The 18,714-nt window shown below is 67.1% G+C and carries 20 protein-coding genes and 2 pseudogenes; 11 read left to right on the top strand and 11 right to left on the bottom strand.

Annotated elements, in window-relative coordinates:
- Nucleotides 1-318: transposase (locus R2S09_RS38375; protein ID WP_306192845.1), on the bottom strand; the 318-nt coding region annotated here is incomplete at its 3' end.
- Between the two features lie 24 nt (nt 319-342).
- Here R2S09_RS38375 and R2S09_RS38370 point away from each other — a divergent pair.
- Together R2S09_RS38370 and R2S09_RS40845 are read left to right on the top strand one after the other, a co-directional pair.
- Nucleotides 343-417: pseudogene (locus R2S09_RS38370) on the top strand (hypothetical protein); the annotation flags it as partial.
- A gap of 137 nt (nt 418-554) precedes the next feature.
- Nucleotides 555-677: pseudogene (locus R2S09_RS40845) on the top strand (transposase); the annotation flags it as partial.
- On the opposite strand, the gene R2S09_RS38360 reads toward R2S09_RS40845, so the two are convergent.
- Together R2S09_RS38360 and R2S09_RS40840 are read right to left on the bottom strand one after the other, a co-directional pair.
- Complete coding sequence (locus tag R2S09_RS38360; protein WP_316745809.1) at nt 673-1,287, bottom strand: phosphotransferase; 615 nt, start codon at nt 1,285-1,287, stop codon at nt 673-675. The pseudogene R2S09_RS40845 and the gene R2S09_RS38360 sit on opposite strands and share 5 nt — an antisense overlap.
- The gene (locus tag R2S09_RS40840; RefSeq protein WP_399145609.1) at nt 1,284-1,565 is read right to left on the bottom strand and encodes an aldo/keto reductase; all 282 of its coding nucleotides are present in this window, start codon (nt 1,563-1,565) and stop codon (nt 1,284-1,286) included. The genes R2S09_RS38360 and R2S09_RS40840 overlap by 4 nt, the downstream gene beginning before the upstream one ends.
- A 117-nt stretch (nt 1,566-1,682) precedes the next feature.
- On the opposite strand from R2S09_RS40840, the gene R2S09_RS38355 reads away from it, so the two are divergent.
- The 7 genes from R2S09_RS38355 to R2S09_RS38325 all read left to right on the top strand — a co-directional run bounded on the left by R2S09_RS38355 (nt 1,683) and on the right by R2S09_RS38325 (nt 9,156).
- Nucleotides 1,683-1,826, top strand: a complete 144-nt coding sequence (locus tag R2S09_RS38355; protein WP_316745807.1) for a DUF6510 family protein — start codon at nt 1,683-1,685, stop codon at nt 1,824-1,826.
- A gap of 242 nt (nt 1,827-2,068) precedes the next feature.
- On the top strand, nt 2,069-2,374 hold the full coding sequence (locus tag R2S09_RS38350; RefSeq protein WP_306192842.1) for a DUF427 domain-containing protein: 306 nt from the start codon (nt 2,069-2,071) through the stop codon (nt 2,372-2,374).
- A 182-nt stretch (nt 2,375-2,556) separates the two neighbouring features.
- A complete protein-coding gene (locus R2S09_RS38345; protein WP_316745805.1) occupies nt 2,557-3,294 on the top strand; it encodes an SDR family oxidoreductase in 738 nt (245 codons plus the stop codon).
- Between the two features lie 169 nt (nt 3,295-3,463).
- Complete coding sequence (locus R2S09_RS38340) at nt 3,464-3,937, top strand: GNAT family N-acetyltransferase (protein WP_306192840.1); 474 nt, start codon at nt 3,464-3,466, stop codon at nt 3,935-3,937.
- A 124-nt stretch (nt 3,938-4,061) separates the two neighbouring features.
- Nucleotides 4,062-5,423, top strand: a complete 1,362-nt coding sequence (locus R2S09_RS38335) for an NAD(P)/FAD-dependent oxidoreductase (RefSeq protein ID WP_306192839.1) — start codon at nt 4,062-4,064, stop codon at nt 5,421-5,423.
- Nucleotides 5,424-5,684: 261 nt separating this feature from the next.
- A complete protein-coding gene (gene msrA / locus R2S09_RS38330; protein ID WP_316745803.1) occupies nt 5,685-6,239 on the top strand; it encodes a peptide-methionine (S)-S-oxide reductase MsrA in 555 nt (184 codons plus the stop codon).
- 148 nt (nt 6,240-6,387) lie between these two features.
- The gene (locus tag R2S09_RS38325) at nt 6,388-9,156 is read left to right on the top strand and encodes a LuxR C-terminal-related transcriptional regulator (protein WP_316745801.1); all 2,769 of its coding nucleotides are present in this window, start codon (nt 6,388-6,390) and stop codon (nt 9,154-9,156) included.
- A gap of 114 nt (nt 9,157-9,270) precedes the next feature.
- Here R2S09_RS38325 and wrbA read toward each other — a convergent pair whose 3' ends face one another.
- From wrbA to R2S09_RS38285, 8 genes are all read right to left on the bottom strand, one after another.
- On the bottom strand, nt 9,271-9,873 hold the full coding sequence (gene wrbA / locus R2S09_RS38320; protein ID WP_306192836.1) for an NAD(P)H:quinone oxidoreductase: 603 nt from the start codon (nt 9,871-9,873) through the stop codon (nt 9,271-9,273).
- 454 nt (nt 9,874-10,327) lie between these two features.
- Nucleotides 10,328-10,708 carry an MmcQ/YjbR family DNA-binding protein gene (locus tag R2S09_RS38315; protein WP_316745798.1) on the bottom strand — a complete coding sequence of 127 codons (381 nt, stop codon included), beginning with the start codon at nt 10,706-10,708 and terminating at the stop codon, nt 10,328-10,330.
- A 211-nt stretch (nt 10,709-10,919) separates the two neighbouring features.
- Nucleotides 10,920-11,462, bottom strand: a complete 543-nt coding sequence (locus R2S09_RS38310; protein ID WP_316745796.1) for a zinc-binding dehydrogenase — start codon at nt 11,460-11,462, stop codon at nt 10,920-10,922.
- A 256-nt stretch (nt 11,463-11,718) separates the two neighbouring features.
- Entirely contained in the window at nt 11,719-13,092 is a 1,374-nt protein-coding gene (locus R2S09_RS38305; RefSeq protein ID WP_316745794.1) for an MFS transporter, read from the bottom strand.
- A 23-nt stretch (nt 13,093-13,115) separates the two neighbouring features.
- Complete coding sequence (locus R2S09_RS38300) at nt 13,116-14,123, bottom strand: FAD-binding oxidoreductase (RefSeq protein WP_306192832.1); 1,008 nt, start codon at nt 14,121-14,123, stop codon at nt 13,116-13,118.
- Complete coding sequence (locus R2S09_RS38295) at nt 14,120-15,091, bottom strand: PdxA family protein (RefSeq protein WP_306192831.1); 972 nt, start codon at nt 15,089-15,091, stop codon at nt 14,120-14,122. Before R2S09_RS38295 ends, R2S09_RS38300 begins: the two co-directional genes overlap by 4 nt.
- A gap of 5 nt (nt 15,092-15,096) precedes the next feature.
- Nucleotides 15,097-15,561: a nuclear transport factor 2 family protein gene (locus tag R2S09_RS38290; protein ID WP_306192830.1), complete on the bottom strand. Its 465-nt coding sequence runs from the start codon at nt 15,559-15,561 to the stop codon at nt 15,097-15,099.
- The gene (locus R2S09_RS38285; RefSeq protein WP_306192829.1) at nt 15,561-16,862 is read right to left on the bottom strand and encodes an aromatic ring-hydroxylating dioxygenase subunit alpha; all 1,302 of its coding nucleotides are present in this window, start codon (nt 16,860-16,862) and stop codon (nt 15,561-15,563) included. The genes R2S09_RS38290 and R2S09_RS38285 overlap by 1 nt, the downstream gene beginning before the upstream one ends.
- Nucleotides 16,863-16,993: 131 nt before the next feature.
- Between R2S09_RS38285 and R2S09_RS38280 the strand changes: the two genes are divergently transcribed.
- Complete coding sequence (locus R2S09_RS38280) at nt 16,994-17,728, top strand: IclR family transcriptional regulator C-terminal domain-containing protein (RefSeq protein ID WP_316745787.1); 735 nt, start codon at nt 16,994-16,996, stop codon at nt 17,726-17,728.
- 190 nt (nt 17,729-17,918) lie between these two features.
- The gene (locus tag R2S09_RS38275) at nt 17,919-18,374 is read left to right on the top strand and encodes a nitroreductase family deazaflavin-dependent oxidoreductase (protein WP_316745784.1); all 456 of its coding nucleotides are present in this window, start codon (nt 17,919-17,921) and stop codon (nt 18,372-18,374) included.
- Nucleotides 18,375-18,714: the final 340 nt, after the last annotated feature.

The raw sequence follows: 18,714 nt of genomic DNA, 5'->3' as shown, positions 1-18,714 counted from the left end.
CGCCGTGCCGGTGTACTGGCGCTGGACGCCGACCGTGTGGGTGCCCTTCTTCACGTCCCCGGTCTCATCGACCACCAGCACCGCCTGCTCGTCGTGCAGATGCTCCACCACGTAGTCGCGCACCTCGTCGCGCACCAGGTCGGCGTCCCACTTGGCCCGGCCCAGCAGATGCTGCATCCCGTCCGGAGTTGCATCCCCGGCCCATTCAGCGATCGTCCAGCAGTTCTTGCGCGGCAGGTCCGACAGCAGCCCGAGCACCAACTGTCGTACCCGACGCCGGGGCTCGACCCGCGTGAACCGCCCCGCGATCCGGCCCATCAGGCCCGCTATTGCCACCGCCATATGCTGGACGCGATCCGCTACCTGGTCGCGGGCGGTATCTCGCGGCGGGCGATGCCAGCGGACCTCCCCGCCTGGGGCCGGGTCTACGCCTTCTTCCGCCGCTGGCGCGAGCATGGGCTGATCGCCGAGTTCCACGACCGGTTGCGCGGGAAATCCGTGAACGCGAAGGCCGCGAGGCCGAGCCCACGGCGGGGATCATCGACGCGCAGTCGGTGCGGGCCGCCGCGACGGTGCCGGCCGCCTCACGCGGCTACGACGGCGGGAAGAAGGTCCCGGGCCGCAAACGGCACATCGTGACTGACACCCTCGGTCTGCTCCTGGTCGTCGCGGTCACCGCCGCGAACATCGGCGACCGGGACGCCGCCGTGGGCCTGCTGGCCCGGCTGCGCCGCCTGCACCGCGGTCAGCAGTGGAAATGGCCCGCTGGAGGTCTCGCAACGCGTCGGCCGCTCTCACGTCCTCTCTGCCCGCGAGTCTCCATGAGACGTCGACGAGTCCTTCCCGTACCCGGCGCTCCGCGGCGGCGAGGGCCGAAGGCAGGGAGCGGTCGAACGGGCAGGACCGGGAATCGAGCGCATGAAGCGCGCGCAGCCCCTCCGCGAGCGCCGTCACTACGGCGAATCGCTCATCCGCGGGGAATTGGTCGGAAGCGGGCACACCCTCCAGCGGACGAGTGGCGAGGAACGTGCAGCCCTCGTTGACCAGCCCCAGCAGCTCGGGAACGGTCATCCCGTGCCCTGCCAACCAGCTCAACCGCTCGGCCTCATCCCGAAGTTCGTCTCCCAGGTGCGGGGCGTCCGGGCCGGCCGACTTGATGAACGCCACCACCCGGTCCCGTGCGTCGACAACCTTGGTGACCCGCGCTCCGGAGAGCCCTCCGCCGACACCCTCCTCCCGCGTTCCCTTCTCCGTTGAAATGCCCAGCGCTTTCAGAAGATCCGTCATCGGCTTTCCACCTGATCGTCGCCGCAGGGCCGCGCTGACGCGAGGAGGGCGATGTCCTCAGCCGAGAGTCGGAGTTCCGTCGCCCGAGCGGAATCCTGGATGTTGGTCGCGCTCCGTGCACCCACGACGGGTGCGACGTGCGTGCCGTGGGAGGCGACCCAGGCCAGGGCGACGCGCTGGACGGACACTCCCAGGCGATCAGCAACGGACCGGAGTGCCGGTACCCGATCTGCCAGTCCTCCGGCGGAGCCGACTCCCCCCCAGCGGGCCCCACGCAAAGCCTTCTGCGCGGCGCGGACCCGGCATCTGCACGGGCAGCAGGAGGACGACCGAGCAGGGCAGGCGAGTCCGACTGCTCGTCCCCGCGCAGGTGGAAGTCAGGGAAGTGGGCGCGCATGATCAAGCTACGGCAAGTAACGCGCCTGCTCGCCCGCGTCTATGTCTACGGACGCGCTCCGGGACTCGTCGCGCGATGCCAACGATGCGGGCAGGTCGTGCTGCGGCTGGTCGCACCAAGGACGCAGCGTTGCTGGACATGAGTGGTACCGCTTCGTTGGCAGTCCCCCTGCGTGAGGCGTGAACCCTCGGCCGGAAACGCGGCTGCCGGCCTGGGGCATCAGACGGCGCCAAGACGCAGGTAAGAAGGGAGCGCCGCCGGGCACTAACCTCTGCACGAACGCACAAGCCGGCTCTGATGGCTTCGACGGAAGGTCTGGCTGAAGCCTTCTGCCGCACCAGTGGTCACGGCTTGGCGAGCTATCGCGTAGGGGATTGGTACCTGATGAAGGCAAGGGTGGGAGAGACCGTCGTCGCTGAGGCGGCGAACGAGGCGGTAGTCAGGATCGAGGGAAATGTCTACTTCCCTCCGGACTCGGTGACTGTCGGTGTACTGAGGCACAGTCCCACCCCGTACACCTGTCCGTGGAAGGGGAGGGCGCAGTATCACGACATCGTGGTCGGCGAGAGCGTCCTCAGGGACGGCGCCTGGTCCTACCCGGAAATCAAGGAGTCGGCGACGGCTCGTGTCGGTCGCGACTTCAGTGGCTACGTGGCATTCGACGCACGCCAGGTCAGCATCAAGGACTGACCACGAACCTGCAGGGAGCCGTCGAGCGGTCAGTCGGTCGCTGCGTGTCGATCGACGCCCGCCCCACCTGCAGATCCCCACAACGAGATCATCCATCACCGTCGAACCCCACGCGGGGCCACACCGAGCTGCAGGCCACCACTCCGAAAGGTGCTCTCAAGCCATCAGGAAGGGGCGAACGCATGAAGATCGCAGTTGTCGGCGGAACCGGGCTCGTGGGATCGCAGGTGGTGAAGGTTCTCAGGGAGAACGGGCACGAAGCGGTGCCGCACTCACGGTCCACGGGACTGGACCTGTTGGACCGGAAGGGCCTGCCTGAGGCACTGGCCGGAGCTGATGTCGTCGTGAACCTGACGGACTCGCCGACCTCCGACGAGGCGTCGCTGACGTTTTTCCGAACGACGATGGACAACCTGCTGTCGGCGGGCGCGTCCGCCGGTGTCGGCCACGCGGTGGCTCTCTCGATTGTCGGCGCCGACCTGGTGCCGGGCCTGGTGTACTACCGCGCCAAGGTGCTGCAAGAGGACCTCCTCAAGGCTGGTCCCCTGCCCTACTCGATCGTCCGCGCCTCGCAGTTCTTCGAGTTCATGGAGACGGTGTTGTCGTGGACCTCCGGCAGCGAGACCGTCCGCCTGCCTGCCACCCGCATCCAGCCCGTAGCCTTGGCAGACGTCGCCGAAGCCGTGGCCGAGGTCTGCGCGGGAGAACCTCTGCGGGGCACTCGGAACATAGCCGGCCCTGAAGTCTTCGCGTTGGACGAGCTCGGCCGGATCACGCTGGCCGAGCGTAACGATCAACGCAGCGTCGTCACCGACAACGACGCCGGCATATACGCCGTCGCCTCGAGTGATGCTCTCATCGCCAAGAGCGACGCCATTATCGCCAAAAGCACGTACCGGGACTGGCTCGCCCGGCGTTGAGACGGTACGCCATCACCATTGCGATTCCGGCTCCTGTGCGGAGTGAATCCTTACCCTCTGCACTACCGGAGACGCAATCGAACCTCGTCGGCCTCAAACACGCGGAACCCCTGCCGCTACACCCACTTGCCTTCGGCTCCTATTGAATTCCCTCACAGAAAGTATGAAAATGGCAATCAATCTCGAGGCTGAGGCGTCCGCCCGGGAAGAGAACAACGCTGCGCTCATCGCCGCTCTGGGAGAGGTAAGTCAAAGCGACGTGGAGTCCAGCTGGGAGCTCGATCTGTTCAACGACGCGGAGCGCGGTCGCTGGGTCGCCATGGTCAGCGATGAAGCGATCGCTGAGCTCTCGTACCGGTTCGTCGGCGGGCGCGTCGTGCTGCTGACGACCTGGGTCGACCCTGCCTACCGCAAGCACCAAGTGGCTACGGAGCTTGTCTCTCGCGTACTGAACGAAATCCGCGAGAGCGGAAAGAAGATCACCATCATCTGTCCGGTCGTGGGTGAGTTCATCGCCCGTCACCCGGAGCACGCCGATCTCATCGACAAGGTACATCCCGGCGCCGGCGCGTATCCCAAGCGCAAGCCCATGGAGGGTGACCACGAGAAAGAGATCAGGGCGATCGAGCGCGATCTTGCATAACTGTCCAGTGTCCAGACGCGGCTTCTTGTCGCAGCACCCTCGAGAGATCCTGCGCCGGCCAGTACGGCGCAAGTGATCCGATCCGCCGAGCGGGCCAGGTGTCGGTCTACAAGCAGAGGAACTGATGCGTGAGATTGTGATCGTCGGGGGCGGCTACGCGGGCTTCTACACCGCCTGGCGACTGGAGAAGGCGCTGCGCAAGGATGAGGCACGCGTCACGGTCGTCGAACCGCGTCCGTACATGACCTACCAGCCCTTCCTGCCCGAGGTGACGGCCGGATCGATCGAGGCCCGACACGCGGCTGTGTCATTGCGGCGGCATCTGCGCCGTACCCGGCTGATCGCGGGACGCGTGAGCGAGATCAGAAACGCGGACCGGACGGTCACGGTCCAGCCTTCTCGAGGCGAGGACTTCGAACTGCGCTACGACGTCCTCGTGGTCACGGCCGGCGCTGTGACGCGTACGCTCCCCGTCCCCGGGCTCGAGCAGCACGCGATCGGTCTCAAGCACGTGGAGGAGGCGGTCGCCGTTCGCGACCGACTGATGACCGCGTTCGACCAGGCGGCATCGCTCCCTCCGGGTCCCGAACGACGCAAGCTGCTCACCGTCACCTTCGTAGGCGGCGGGTTCTCCGGCGTCGAGGGCTTCGGTGAGTTGCTGTCGCTTGCGACGGCGCTGCTCAAGTCCTACCCGGAGCTGAGCTTCGACGACCTGCGCTTCCATCTGGTCGAGGCCCGGGACCGCATCCTGCCCGAGGTGGGGGACGATCCGGGTGCCTGGGTGGTGGACTCCCTGGAACGGCGAGGCGCCCGCGTGCACTTGAACACGCAGCTGATATCCGCCAAGGACGGACACGTCGTGCTCTCCGACGGTGAGGAGTTCGACTCGGCGCTGATCGTGTGGACCGCGGGCATCGCCGCCAACCCGGTCGTGCACAACCACACGGATCTCCCGGTGGACGAACGGGGTCTGCTCGTGGTTCGCGCCGATCTCCGCGTGGGCACCGACATCGAGCCCGTGCCGGATGTGTGGGCAGCCGGCGACGATGCGGCCGTTCCCGACCTGGCCTCACCTGTGCCAGGGGCCCACACGGTACCGAACGCCCAGCATGCGGTGCGGCAGGGCAAACGTCTCGCGAAGAATATTGTGGCAAGCCTTCGCGGCGGTCGGATCCGGAACTACCGGCACGACAGCCTGGGAGTGGTGGCGACGCTGGGACTGGGGCGTGGCATCTTCCAGTACAAGTCCATCGTGATCAAAGGACTTCCCGCCTGGCTGATGCACCGGGGCTACCACGTCCTGGCCGTGCCGACCTGGGAGCGGAAAGTCCGCGTCCTGTGCGTCTGGCTCACGGCGGCACTGTTCGGGAGGGACATCGTATCGCTGCTCTCCGTGCAGCACCCCCGGGACGCTTTCGTCACCAGCGGTGAGCTGCAACGCTCCGACACGAGCGGAAGGTTCGACAAGGCCGGTGGGAACCTCTAGGACGCGACGGAGACGACTGTCGCCGCGCTGGGCGACCTCAGCCGGCTGCAGGCGATCGGACTCGACGGCAGAGAGGCCGGCGGTAAAGAGAGGCCGGCGGTAAGACGAAACGGAGAACCGGCGCCTACGGAGAGAGGCCTGGCCGCCGTCCAGGAACCTTCTCGCCCACCGGAGTCACTTGGTGCCTGACCAACGGCAGTGAAGCCATCACCCGCGCCGTTCTGGAGCGCTCGACAACATCAGTACAGAGGAGCATGCATCATGGTCAGCGGAGTTCACGACACTGGGCAGATCACCCGTAAGCCGGGCACGGAAACGGCTGTGCTGGCCGGCGGGTGTTTCTGGGGTATGGAAGACCTCATTCGCCGGCAGCCCGGCGTGCTGGCCACGCGTGTCGGATACACCGGTGGAGAGAACGATCACGCGACGTACCTCGACCACCCCGGCCACGCCGAAGCGGTCGAGGTCGTCTTCGACCCTGCGAAGACGACCTACCGCGAGATCCTGGCGTTCTTCTTCCAGATCCACGACCCCTCGACCCTGAACCGCCAGGGAAACGACATCGGCACGAGCTACCGCTCGGCGATCTTCCCTCTGTCCCGCGAACAGGAGCAGATCGCGCGCGACACGATCGCGGATGTCGACGCGTCAGGATTCTGGCCGGCCAAGGCCGTGACGACCATCGAACCAGCCGGTCCCTTCTGGGAGGCCGAACCGGAGCATCAGGATTACCTCGTCAAGTACCCCAACGGCTACACGTGCCACTTCCCGCGCAAGGACTGGGTGCTGCCCAGGCGCGATGCGACCACTCTCTGAGAGTTCGTTGCCGGAGTGCAGGACACTGGCGTTCGGTTCGGCCGGGAGACCGTCCTGAACCGATGCGCGTCCGCCCTGTGCACAGTTGAACCAGCGGGGCCGGCCCCGTCCCCATCCCCACATCGGTTCGTGCAGGCGTCTGCATCAGGTGCTGGAGGTGGAGCTGGAGCGGGCGGTGGCCGGTCAGGAGGGTCACCTTGCCGTGCTGCTGCCGGATCTGGCAGGTGCGGGCCCCACGCCGGGTGACGAGTACGGGCGGGCGCGGCTTTTCGACCTCACGGCCAGGCTGTTGGAGCGGCTGGCGGCCCAGCGGACGCTGATGGTGGCGATCGAGGATCTGCACTGGTCGGACCGGTCCACTCGTGAGCTGCTGGCGTATCTGGTGCGGACGGTGCGCCGCTGCCGGGTGGTGCTGGTGGTCACCTTCCGTGCCGATGATCTGCACCGGCGGCATCCCTTGCGCGCCTGTCTTGCCGAGTTGGAGCGGCTCAGTGCGGTGCAGCGGCTTCAGCTGGAACGTTTCGCCCGGGAGGAGGTGGCATTGCATCCGGCCGGGCTGTTGAACACGCCGGAGCCCGACCGTGCCCTGGTCGCCCGTATCTATGAACGCTCCGACGGCAACGCCTTCTTCGTCGAGGAACTCGCCCGCACCTACCAGGACGCGGGCGAGGTCCGGCTGCGGGACTCCCTGCGGGACATTCTGCTGGTGCGGATGGAGGCGCTTTCGGAGCCGGCGCGGCGGGTGGTCGCCGTGGCGGCCGGCGGGGGTTCCAGTGTGGAGCACGCCTTGCCGGCTGCGGTCGTGGAACTGCCGGAGGATGATCTGGTTGCTGCGCTGCGTGCGGCGGTGGGTGCTCATGTGCTGGTGGTCGAGGCCGACAGCGACAGTTACCGCTTCCGTCACGCGCTGATGCGTGAGGCGGTGCTGGAGGATCTGCTGCCTACGGAACGCAGCAGGATCAACAGCCGTTACGCGCTGGCGCTGGAGAATGCCCCGCACTTGGTGCGAGCCGATCAGCGGGCGGGCCGGCTGGCCAGTTACTGGTATCACGCTCATGATCCGGCGCGGGCGTTGCCGGCGGCTCTGGCGGCGGGCCGGCAGGCACGCCGCGGCAATGCCTTCGTCGAACAACTGCTGCTGCTGCAACGGGCGCTGGAGTTGTGGGAGCAGGTGCCCCGGGACGTGCTGCAGGGCCTGTGCGGCTACGACTGCGCCGACGAGGCCTACCCGGGGCGTCCGCCGACTGTCGGAGGGGGCGCGGACACGGCCCGGCTGCGGTTTGTGGATGTGCCGGCCGATGCCACCATCGCCGCGAGCCGTTCAGGAGACCAGGAACTGAGCGTCCGCTTCGCCCGGACCGGCCTGCAGCACATCGACCAGGACACCGAACCCGAGCACGCCGCCTGGTTCTGTCTCCAACGCTCACGCGCCGCCCACTGCCAGGGCCACACCGGCAAACAAGAAGCGGAACAAGCACGACGACTCGTCGAGAACGGACCACCATCAGCAGTCCAAGCCGACGTCCTCCACAGGCTTTCGACGTGCGGCGCATTGACCGAGCCGACCCGGGAGCACCTCACCATCGGCCAGCGGGCAGTCCGCATCGCCCGAGAAGTCGGGGCCAGGGCCGTCGAGCTGCACACGCTGAACACGGTGGGCGTACTTCACGTCCGCGTCGGTGAGATCGAGGAAGGGCTGACCCTGCTGCGTGAGGTCTGCGTACAGTCGCGCGGCATCGATGATCCATACCTGCAGACACGTGCCTACGTGAATCTCAGCGCCCAATACGGGCAACTGGGCCGGTCGGAGGAGGCCGTCGAGACCGCCCGGGAGGGTCTGGCGATCGCCCGACGCTACGGGCTCAACCCGACGTACACAGCGATGATGCTGAACAACCTCGCTGACTCCCTGCTCGCTCTGGGGCGGCTTCAGGAGGCCGAGGATGCGCTGGCCTCCATGCTGGAAGGCGCCGCCAGTACGACATGGAGCAATAATCTGCTTCTGCTGCGCGCCGAACTCGCGCTTCTGGGGGGTGACCTGAGTGGTGCTGCGGAGTACCTGACTCGGATCAGCAACGACCGTGTGCGTGACCGGCAGCCGCAGCAGACTCTTCCGCGGGCCGACTTGGCAGTGCGTGTCGCGGTGCGTTCGGGCCGGTTTGCCGAAGCACGTGCCGAGCTGCTGGCCGCGATCGGCCACGGCCTGCCGTCCGGCTTCGATGACTTCGCCTGGTCGTTGTTGGTGCATGGCGCCTCCGCGGAGGCGGACTCACGGGGTCTGCCGGACGCCGAAACGGGCCGTGCCGAGGTGCTGGAACGGATCCGGCAGGTGGCACAAGGACTCTCCCGTATCGTCCCGTTGTATGAGGGCTGGGCGCTCATGCTGGATGCGGAGCTCGCACGGGCTGAAGGCCGCAACACCCCGGAGGTCTGGATGCGAGCCGTAGAAGTCCTGCGTCCGACCGGACGCCCCCACCCGCTCGCAGAAGCCCTGTTCAGAGCCGCCGCCGCACACGTGGCAGCCGGCTCCGTCGAGGTGGCCGGTGCGCTTTTGCGGGAAGCCGAGGAACAGGCCCGCAAGCGCGGGGACACCGAACTGCTCCACGAGGTGACCGCCCTCGCCCAACGGTCCAGAATGCCACTGGACCCCACACCCCCCACCGAACGACCGGCAGCACCCGCCCAAACCCCGGACCCGTCAACCGCACTCGGCCTCACGGCCCGGGAACGCGACGTACTGCAATTGCTCACACTGGGCCGCACCAACGGGGAGATCGCCCAGGCACTGCACATCTCGCCGAAGACGGCCGGCGTGCATGTGTCCAACATTTTGACCAAGCTCAACGTCGGCAACCGCGGCGAGGCAGCAGCCGCTGCCCATCGAATGCGGCTGTTCCTTCACGCCGGAAAGCCGTAAGCAAGCACAGGCGCAGGCGCAGGCATCCTGGTGATCACAAAGCGTGGCAGCTTGATCATCGTTGGACACCTGCGCCTGTCTTGCCGCCGGGCCGGCCTGTGTTCGCGTGGTCTCCTAACCGCGCAGCCGCTCCGCGATCTCCACGAGATGCCGCCCCTGGTAGTTGGCCGCGTCCAAGGTCGCCTGATCGGGTCCCTCACCCCCGCCGCTCGGCCAGCTCGTCCCATAGGGATTGCCGCCGGCCCCGAACATCACCGGGTTGGTGTAGCCGGGGGGAACGATGATGCAACCCCAGTGGTAGAAGACGTTGTTGAGGGCGAGCAGCGTCGACTCCTGGCCACCGTGACGGTTCGTCGCCGAGGTGAAACTCGTGACGGGTTTGTTGTGAAACACGCCGGCCTGCCACTGCGCCCCGGTCGAGTCGATGAACTGCTTGAGCTGGGCCGATACGTTTCCGTACCGGGTGGGCGTGCCGAAGGCATACGCCGTCGCCCACTCCAGGTCCTCCAAGGTAGCCTCTCGGACCGAGTCCTTCATGGTGTCGACGTGGGCCCGCCAGGCCGGATTCGCGTCTATGGCTGTGTCTGGTGCCAGCTCGGGGACACGTAGGAGGCGAACGTCAGCATCTCGGCCTTCCGCCCCTTTGGCGAGTGCTTCCGCCAGCTGGTGGACGTTCCCGGTGGCACTGTAGTAGATGACTGCCAGGCGTACAGGCATGCACGAACTCCCGTTCCGTGTGGTCCGATTCAAGATCGGCAGAGCTTCCGCCGCCGTTTGCGGCGATCGTTTGCGGTTCGTTCATCGACGGTGAAGGCCACTTCTGCGGAATGAACCGCAGCGTGGCCGCTGATTCCGTGGTCTCTCCTTCGTCACCAAGCGCCCGAATCCACTTTCCAAGCCCGGAACTCGCCGGGGAGGACAGCACCGTCGAACCGTGCTCCCCTCCCCTGCCTGTTCCTGTGACGCGTGGAGTCGGCCGCCGGCCAATACCTTCGACCGGATTGGTGACAGCCTCTGTGGGTCTCTTCGAAGTAAGCGCCCGGCAGGCACGACTTCTTACCCCCGGACCCCGGGCCGGCCTGTGAACTGCCCGACACGATGCGCCTCGGCCCCGCGCCCCGGACAGAACGGGATGCCCGAACTGACAGCCGCTGGACGGGCAGGACGAGGATCAGGCGCGGCGGCCGTAGGTGTGTGGATCCACGGGCCGGTCGGGCCTGGGAACGCCGGCGACCACGAGACGGTAGGAGTCGATCACGAGCTCCTCCACCAGCTTCTCGTCGATGGTGCCGCCGCCTTCCAGCGTGATCCAGTGCCTCTTGTCCATGTGACAGCCGGGGGTGTGTCTGCGTACTTCTCGCGCAGCGCTACGGCGTCGTCCGGATCGGCTTTGAGGATCACGATGGGGGCCCGGCACGTCGGTCATGAGCATGAAGACCTTGCCGCGCACCTTGTAAAGGTCCCAGTCGGGACCGAAACGATGTTCCGGATCGGTGCCGGGCAGTCCCACGGCGTATTCGCCTGCGATCTTCTGCAGCTCCTGTCCGTCCAAGGTAAATACACTCCTGTTTCGATCCGAGTACCCTGACCGTCCGGCTCCAGGGTCAAGGTGAACGTCTCCCGCCTGCTCGCCGCGAACGGCGATGTTCAAGCCCGATGTGGCCGGCGAATGCGGGGAGTTCGGCGGCGTCTCAGCCGGGCCGCTGCATCTCGTGAATCGGGTCGATGACGTCCCCAGTGGGTGCACTGCGGCGGTCCGCTCCCTACGGGCGTACGCGGATGACTGTCTTCCCGCGGCGTCGCGTGGTCGGGTTGAGGGCGCTGATGGTGTCGTCGAGGCTTGCGATGTCACCGATGTTGGACCGCAGTCGTCCGTCACGTACACGCTGCACGATCTCGCCCAGCTGGGTGCGGTCGGCTTCGACGACGAAGTCGACCGCCAGGCCGTCGGCGGGGCGGGCCTCGACGGGGCCGACGACCGACACCGGCGTTCCGCCGGTCTTGATCAGGGCGGCGGACTGCTGTTGGACGTCGCCGCCGATGACGTCGAAGACCACATCGACACTGCCGATGTCTTTGAGCGTGTCGTGCTCCAGGTCGACGAACTCGTGTGCGCCGAAGTCCAGCGCCTTCTCACGGTCGGCGGCTCGTCCGGTGCCGATGACGTAGGCGCCGGCCTCGCGTGCGAGCTGAGTGACCATCGTGCCGACCGCTCCGGCCGCGCCGTGGGCGAGGACACTCTGGCCGGCCTGGAGGCGGCCGCGCTCGGCGAGGCCCACCTGGCCCTGGCCGGCAAACCCCTCCACGCCCACGCCAGGGTCCTGTGACTGCGGCTGCTGGACTCTTCGGGCCGCGGCCTTGACGGAACGCCTGCCCCAGCGGATGCCTCTGGCCGTGTACGCCGACATGTTCGTTGTACACGGCCAGGACGTCGCAAAGGCAGGCGTTCCGTTGCGCCGGCGGGAGTAGGCGTTCAGGGACCAGGCCGGCGGCGGATGTCAGTGCCCCGTGGAGGACGATCCGGCGCGGCTCGCCGGTCGGGCACAGGACCGTCGTTCGGGATCAGACCACCTTGAGCTGCTGCTTCGCGCGACGCCCGAGGTACAGGACGATCAGACCGCACAGCGCGGTGGGGATCACGAGGATCATGAACAGCCGCTCGTGGCCTATGCCGCCGGCCAGCAGGCCTCCGACGATCACCGGGCCGAGGATTCCGCCGACGCGACCGACGCCCAGTGCCCACCCCAAGCCGGTGGCGCGTACTTCTTCGGGATAAAAGGCCGCGGCGAGTGCGATGACACTCTTCTGTCCACCGCTGACCGTGCAGCCGATCAAGAAGATCGCCGCCAGGACCATCCATACCGGCGAGCCCAGCACCAGGCTTATGAGGATCAGGAAGCCGCAGCCGACGAAGTAGAGCGCGCTCAGGGAGCTGTAGGCGCCGAGCCTGTCCATCGCGGGACCGACCACGAAGGCGATCACGATGCCACCGATTGTCGTCATGGACGCAGCGGTCGCCAGGGTGCCCGCAGAGTACCCGCGCTCACTGAGGATGGTCGGCATCCAGCTTTGGAGGCCGTAGAACATCGCCAGGTTGATCGCGAAGACGCCCCAGAGCAGGACGGTGCCGAGCAGTTGCCTGCCGGAGAGCAGTTCGGTGACCTTGACCCGCTTACCCTGCTCGGCGCTTTCCGCCTCGAGCTGTGCCTGGCCCGTCTCCGGAAGCGTCCGGTCGATCGATCGGGTCAGGGAGTAGGCCTTGGTGTGATCCCCGCGGTGCAGCAGGTAGGAGATGGACTCAGGTAGCCGCCAGGCCAGTATGGGGAGCAAGGCCAGCGGCAGCACGGCGCCGGCGATGAAGACCGAACGCCAACCATAGGCGGGGATGAGCCAGCCGGCTGTGTAGTTGGCGGCCACGAACCCGAGCGAGAATCCGCAGTAGATCGCCAGAACCAGGCTGGCGCGCAGTCGCTTGGGGCTGTACTCGGCGGTGAGCGCAATGGTGCTCGGGGTGGCCGCGCCGAGACCCATTCCGGTGATGAACCGCATGATGATGAGCTGATCCGGGCTCTGCACCCACACCGAAGCCAGCGTCGAGAGCGAGAAGAGCGCGACTCCCGCCATCACCAGGCGTTTGTGGCCGAGTCTGTCGGCGAGTGGAGCGAGCAGCAGGTAGCCGAGCATCAGGCCGACCAGTGCGGCTGAGAAGACGGTGGCCATGGTGCCCTTGGACACTCCCCAGTCGCGGGTGATCGCCGGGGCCATGTAGTTGATCGCTTGCGTATCGAATCCGTCGAGCAGCATGACCAGCCCGCACAGGAGTGTGGTGCGCAACTGGAAACCGCCCAGGGGGCGCTCGTCTATGAAGCCGGGAAACCGCAGCGTTCGCGGTGGCCCCGACACGGTGGCGGACGGGGATGAAGCGGTGTCGGACATGATGTGCTCCAGGTGGAGAACGGCTAGGCAACATTGACAGAGGCGCCCACGGCCGGGACGAACGCATCGGAGTGGAACCGGTCAGGCGCTACATCGCGCTCGCGCGCCAGCTCCTCGGCGGCCGTTCGGGTCATGGCCTCACTGCCGCAGGCGTAGATGTGGTGGCTGCTCAGGTCGGGGTAGTCCGCGATCACGGCTGCTTGTACCCAACCGGTGGCGCCTTCCCAGCCGGTGTGTGGTCGGGAGAGCACCGGGGTGAACCGGAACCAGGGGTATCGCCGGGTCCAGGCTCGGAGGGTGGTGTGCGCGTAGAGCTCTTCGGGGGTGCGGGCGCCCCAGTACAGGTGGACGGGGCGGGTCAGGCGCCGGGCGATGTGGTCGAGGATGATCGACCGCATCGGTGCGAAGCCGGTGCCGGTGGCGAGCAGAAGGAGCGGGTCGTCGCCGTGCTCGACGCAGAACTCGCCGTAGGGAGCCTCGATCTCCACGGTGTCGTGGAACTCCAGTTGCTGAAGGATCCGGGCCGAGAACGCGCCGTCGGGCTTGTGCCGGACGTGCAGCTGGGCGAGGTTGTTGTGCTGGGGTGCATTGGCCAGCGAGTACGACCGGGTGTCGCTGTCGCCGAGGATGACGTTGAGGAACTGGCCGGCCCGGAAGGGTGCGCGCCGGCCGATGGGGTAGCGCAGGTCGAGAACGGTGACTCCAGGGGCTACTTGGCGGCGCCGGTGCACCGTCGTGGTCAGCCGCTTGCGCACCGGAGCGGTCCGCGTCGTGATCCGGCGCGGCGCGATCTCGATGTCGCCGGTCGGCTGTGCCCGGCAGAGCCGGACCTCGGCGGGACCGCAGAGGGAACCGCTCCCTGGTATGTCCAGCGGTCCCGCGGTCACCGAGCCGAGGCAGGTGTCGCACACGCCCTTGCGGCAGGAATAGGGAATCGTCCAGCCGGCCGTCTCGGCGGCGTCCAGGACGTTCTGCCCCTGTGCGCAGGGGAAGGCGATGTCCGAGTCTCGGACGCTGATGGTGAAGGTCATCTCCATCCTCCTCCACAGTCGGAAGCGAGCAGTCGGAGAGCCGCAAGCACGGCACTCGGGTCGGCACTGCCCTGCCCGGCGATGTCGAAGGCAGGACCGTGGCCCACGCTGGAGAACGGCGCACCGGCACCGATGGTGACCGCCGCCGCGGTACGTCCAGCCAGAGTCTTGACCGGGATGTGTCCCTGGTCGTGGTACATCGCCAGGTATGCGTCGTGGTCGCGGGCACCGCCGAGCAGGATGTCGGCTCCGGTCGGACCCTCGACGGTGACGCCACGCTCGCGCAGAGCGGTCACTGCGGGCTCAGTGATCAGCTTGTCGTCGTCGCCGAACAGGCCGCCCTCACCGGCGTGCGGATTGATCGCGAAGACGCCGATGCGCGGATGGGCGACGCCACTTGCCCGCAGTGCCCGGTGCAGCGCCAGCCCGGCGTCGGTGACCAGCTCGGGGGTCAGTCGTGCCAGCGAGGCGGCCAGCCTCTCGTGCAGTGTGACGTGCGCGATCCGCAGGCCGCTGCCGACCAGCATCAGGAAGACCTTCGTGAGGGGAGTGCCGGTGAGTTCCGCGATCAGCGGCGGGTAGCCGGCGAAGGCGATTCCGGCCCGGTGGACGGCGGTCTCCGAATGCGGGCAGGCGACCACACCGGCGTAGTCGCCGTCCATCGCCAGCCGCACTGCCGCGGTGACGTACGCGATGGTGGCCGCGCCCGCAGGTGCGGTGACGTGACCGACCGCCAGGTCGGAAGGGGCCAGGGCGCCGACGTCGACCAGGTCGCACACGCCACGCTCGGCCGGTACGCCCGGCTGAGCCGTGCGCAACGCGAGCCCTGTGCGCTCGGCGTACGGTTCGAGTACATGGCGATCGCCCACGACGACCGGCGCCCGGTCACCGAGCTCGGCGACCGCTGCAAGAGCGATCTCCGGTCCGATCCCGTTCGGATCGCCGGTCGTGAGGAGCAGCCTGGGCATCCCGGTCACAGCGGCAGCACCAGCAAGGTGTCGATCCGGGAGCTGTCGCAGACGACGATCCGCTGCTTGATCAGGGCCCTGCCGTCCTCGAAGACGTACTCGTCGAGGTAGCGGCCGCTGGCGAACACCTCGGCCGGTCCGTTGCCGGTGATGCGGATGACGAGGAACGAGGTCTCGCTCATCGCCCCGGTCTCGTTCTCCTCCAGCACGAAGGGCTGTCCGAGCATGTGCCGGTAGGCGTGCGGCTCATAGATGTTGGCCTCCTTCAGCGCGGAGACCCGGTCCTTGAGCATCGCCTTGTTGTTCGCCCAGATGATCCCCGCCGGCAGGCCGCGACGGTGGTTGTCCGCGGTGGTGACCTTGTAGAAGGCGTCGTCGGTGAAGAACTCCGGCCAGTCGTCGATCAGTCCGTCGTCGATGGTGTGCACATAGCGCCCCTGGGCCCGGCTGATCAGACTGTGCGCGTACATCAGGCATGCGCTCCCTTGTCCGCACCGTCGGCAAAGCCCATCGCCTCGCGGTAGACCTTCCAGAAGCCGCGGATCGAAGCCTCAGTGACCCGGCTCTCGCTGGAGGTCGCCTGGTCACCGCCCATCTGGACGGTTGCGAACTCGTTGCCCGCCCCGGCGATGCCACGCTGCACGAAGCCGCCGATGGCGCCGTCTTCCATGGAGACGTAGCCGGCCGGACCGACCAGGTTGGACTGCTTGAGCCGGATCAGCTGTTGCTCGTCGGTGTCGTCCTCGAAGCCGAGGTACGTCCAGTGGAGGTCGGTCGAGTTGACTCCGGTCGGGAGCACCTGGCGTACGGCGACGGAATTCTGGATCTGCTGGAGGACGAAGCCGGGCGAGACGGACAGGATCTGCAGCGTGATGTCGTCCCCGACCTCGCTGAAACCGTCCACCAGCGACGGGTCTTGGAGCTGGTACTCGGAGTCGGAGCGGATCTTCTGATCCTTGTAGTGCTCCCCAGCAGATTCTGCCTCTCGGTTGATGGCGGACCAGCTCACGTGGTGGCCGCCGTTCTCCGAGACGATGATGCCGCCCTTCTGGTTCAGCTTGTTGAGCCCGAAGGTGGTGAAGAACAGGTGCAGGATGCTGGCGTGGTAGGAGTCCTTGACGTTCTCCATGTACAGCTTCCAGTTGTTCGGCAAGGTCTGAGTGAACCGGCCCAGCACCACCGGCTTGCGGCCGCCGAGAACCCGCTCGATCCGGTCGAGGACCTCCTGGCCCAGGTATTCGTCGATGTCGGGGACGTCGTTGTCCAGGCTGCCGAACACCAGACCGTGCACACTGGCCAGCCGCAGACGCCGCGGACTGTGAGCGGCCTTGCAGAACTCCGGCGGCATGCCGCCCTTGCCGTTGATGCCCTCTTCGAAGGCGACACCGGTGAGGTCGCCCTGCAGGTTGTACGTCCAGGCGTGGTAAACGCAGGTGAAGTCCTTGGCGTGACCGTAGTGCTCCATGGCGATCAACGAGCCTCGATGTGCGCACCGGTTCTCGAAGGCGTAGATCTGGCCGTCGTGGTCGCGGGTCACGAGCACCGGCTGCTCGCCGATGAAAGTGGCGCAGAAGTCGCCCGGCTCGGCCAACTCAGCCTCGAGGCAGAGGTAGTTCCATGTCGGCCCGTGGAATATCCGCTCCTGCTCGGCCTGGTAGACGTCCTCGGCCTGGAAGACCCAGTACGGCACCTCGGTCAAAAGCTCGGGCCAGCTGCGCTCCGAGACCGCGTCCGGTACCGGAGCACCCGCCTCGGTGGTCCGTGCGCTCATGCGTATACCTCCAGCAGTGCTTGACAGCTCTCGTTCGGTATGCGAACATGTGCATGCTTTCCGAACGCCTCGCCAGTAGATTTGCCGGCGGTCACATCTGTCAATAGGGGGAACCGATGACTGTTGAAGGCATGGCAGGGCTTGCCAAAGGTCTGGCGATCCTCGAGGCTTTCGGGGACGGCGTGCCGCGACTCACCATCAGCGACGCGGCGCGGGCCACCGGTCTGAGCCGGGCAACGGCACGCCGCTGCCTGAACACCCTCACCGAGCTGGGCTACGTCACCTTCGACGGGAAGTTCTTCGCACCCACGCCTCGCATGCTGCGCATCGGCACCACCTACAGCGAGTCCGCTGTGCTTCCCCGACTCGCCCAACCGCACCTCGCGGCCATCCGCGACGCGATCGACGAGTCCGCCTCGCTGGCCGTGCGCTACGACAACAGCTCACTGTTCATCGCACGCAGTGAGGGCACCCGGATCATCGACACCGGCATACGTGTCGGGGCGCGACTCCCCCTGTACGCCTCCTCCACCGGACAGGTCCTGCTCGGCGGCCTCGATCCGACCGAGCTGGCCGACTACCTGGCCGCCGCTCCGTTTCCCGCACGCACCCCGAAGACCCCCACCACAGCCGCCGAAGTCGAAGAGCGCGTCCAGGCCGCGCGTACCTCAGGCATGGCGATCAATGTCGAGGAACTCGAAGTCGGGTTGCTCTCCGTCGCCGTCCCGGTTCGCGATCCGGGCGGTCAGCTGGTCGCCGCCATTTCCGTCAGCGCCTCGAGCTCCCGTGTGACCGTCGACGAACTCTGCGACCGGGTTGCTCCCGTCATGCAGCAGCACGCGGCAGCACTCGGGCGTCAGTTGTAGGAGAACTCTCACACTCGACCTGACCGCCACACCGAAGCCATTCGTCGAAGCGGAACAAACTCAGTAAGAAGTTACTGCTCCCGGGCGCTCACTTCTGAGGAGATGCACAGAGCTGACGGCAGAGACGCACGCATGCATGCCGGTGTCCGCTCGCCCAGGCACGTACGGCAACGACGAAGGAGACGGGTCCATGCCGCTCGAAGGTGAGTACGAGCCGAGCCCGGAGCAGTGGGTGCGCGATCAGGTGGAGTTGTACGAGAGTTCCGCCGGGTCCAAGGGGAACACCTCACCGGACATCGGACTGCCCGTCATCATCCTGACGACCCGGGGTGCGAAGAGTGGAAAGATCCGCGAGACGCCGCTGATGCGGGTGGCCCACCGGGGCATGTACGCGGTGGTCGCCTCACAGGGCGGTGCGCCGAAGCATCCGTTCTGGTACTTCAACCTCAAGGCCGATCCGCATGTCGAGCTGCAAGACGGCCCCATCAAGCAGGACATGCGAGCGCGCGAGGTCACCGGAGCCGAGAAAGCCCAGTGGTGGGAACGGGCGGTCGCCGCGTACCCGCCGTACGCGGAGTATCAGCGCAAGACCGAGCGCGAGATTCCGGTGTTCGTACTGGAGCCGGCAAACGCGAGTGCGAACTGACCTGGTTCGGTTTGCGGGCCGCCGAGGGGCGGTCACCGCCCGGCCGTGAGCTCCCCGAAGGCAATACCACCGCGCCGGATACCTATAGGCCCGACCCGTCATCGCACCCACGGCGGCCCATGACCCAGCCGGCGACCGGCAGGCCTGGAGCGCGGTCCTTCCTGCCTGGTAGGGGCCCCGCACAGTGACGATCCCTACCTCTGCCGGCAGTCGGGGTCGATCGTCGGCCACAGGCGTCACGGCCGAGGCAGTGACCGCGGCTTCGGTCCCCGATTCCCTTCAGGTGCCTCAGCTGCACCCCGAAGGGCCGATCCCATCCGCCGACATTGCCGATGGCCCC

The sequence above is a fragment of the Streptomyces sp. MK7 genome (assembly GCF_032658145.1).
GTDB lineage: Bacteria > Actinomycetota > Actinomycetes > Streptomycetales > Streptomycetaceae > Streptomyces > Streptomyces spiralis.
This window is presented reverse-complemented; position numbering and strand designations above follow the sequence as displayed.

Bases quoted from the DNA above. Each gene is read 5' to 3' on its own strand.
- R2S09_RS38305 (WP_316745794.1), bottom strand. From the start codon at position 13,092: ATGTCCGACACCGCTTCATCCCCGTCCGCCACCGTGTCGGGGCCACCG.
- R2S09_RS38340 (WP_306192840.1), top strand. From the start codon at position 3,464: ATGGCAATCAATCTCGAGGCTGAGGCGTCCGCCCGGGAAGAGAACAAC.
- R2S09_RS38285 (WP_306192829.1), bottom strand. From the start codon at position 16,862: ATGAGCGCACGGACCACCGAGGCGGGTGCTCCGGTACCGGACGCGGTC.
- R2S09_RS38280 (WP_316745787.1), top strand. From the start codon at position 16,994: ATGGCAGGGCTTGCCAAAGGTCTGGCGATCCTCGAGGCTTTCGGGGAC.
- R2S09_RS38345 (WP_316745805.1), top strand. From the start codon at position 2,557: ATGAAGATCGCAGTTGTCGGCGGAACCGGGCTCGTGGGATCGCAGGTG.
- R2S09_RS38290 (WP_306192830.1), bottom strand. From the start codon at position 15,561: ATGTACGCGCACAGTCTGATCAGCCGGGCCCAGGGGCGCTATGTGCAC.
- R2S09_RS38275 (WP_316745784.1), top strand. From the start codon at position 17,919: ATGCCGCTCGAAGGTGAGTACGAGCCGAGCCCGGAGCAGTGGGTGCGC.
- R2S09_RS38360 (WP_316745809.1), bottom strand. From the start codon at position 1,287: ATGACGGATCTTCTGAAAGCGCTGGGCATTTCAACGGAGAAGGGAACG.
- msrA (WP_316745803.1), top strand. From the start codon at position 5,685: ATGGTCAGCGGAGTTCACGACACTGGGCAGATCACCCGTAAGCCGGGC.
- R2S09_RS38295 (WP_306192831.1), bottom strand. From the start codon at position 15,091: ATGCCCAGGCTGCTCCTCACGACCGGCGATCCGAACGGGATCGGACCG.
- R2S09_RS38350 (WP_306192842.1), top strand. From the start codon at position 2,069: ATGAAGGCAAGGGTGGGAGAGACCGTCGTCGCTGAGGCGGCGAACGAG.
- wrbA (WP_306192836.1), bottom strand. From the start codon at position 9,873: ATGCCTGTACGCCTGGCAGTCATCTACTACAGTGCCACCGGGAACGTC.
- R2S09_RS38335 (WP_306192839.1), top strand. From the start codon at position 4,062: ATGCGTGAGATTGTGATCGTCGGGGGCGGCTACGCGGGCTTCTACACC.
- R2S09_RS38300 (WP_306192832.1), bottom strand. From the start codon at position 14,123: ATGACCTTCACCATCAGCGTCCGAGACTCGGACATCGCCTTCCCCTGC.
- R2S09_RS38355 (WP_316745807.1), top strand. From the start codon at position 1,683: ATGATCAAGCTACGGCAAGTAACGCGCCTGCTCGCCCGCGTCTATGTC.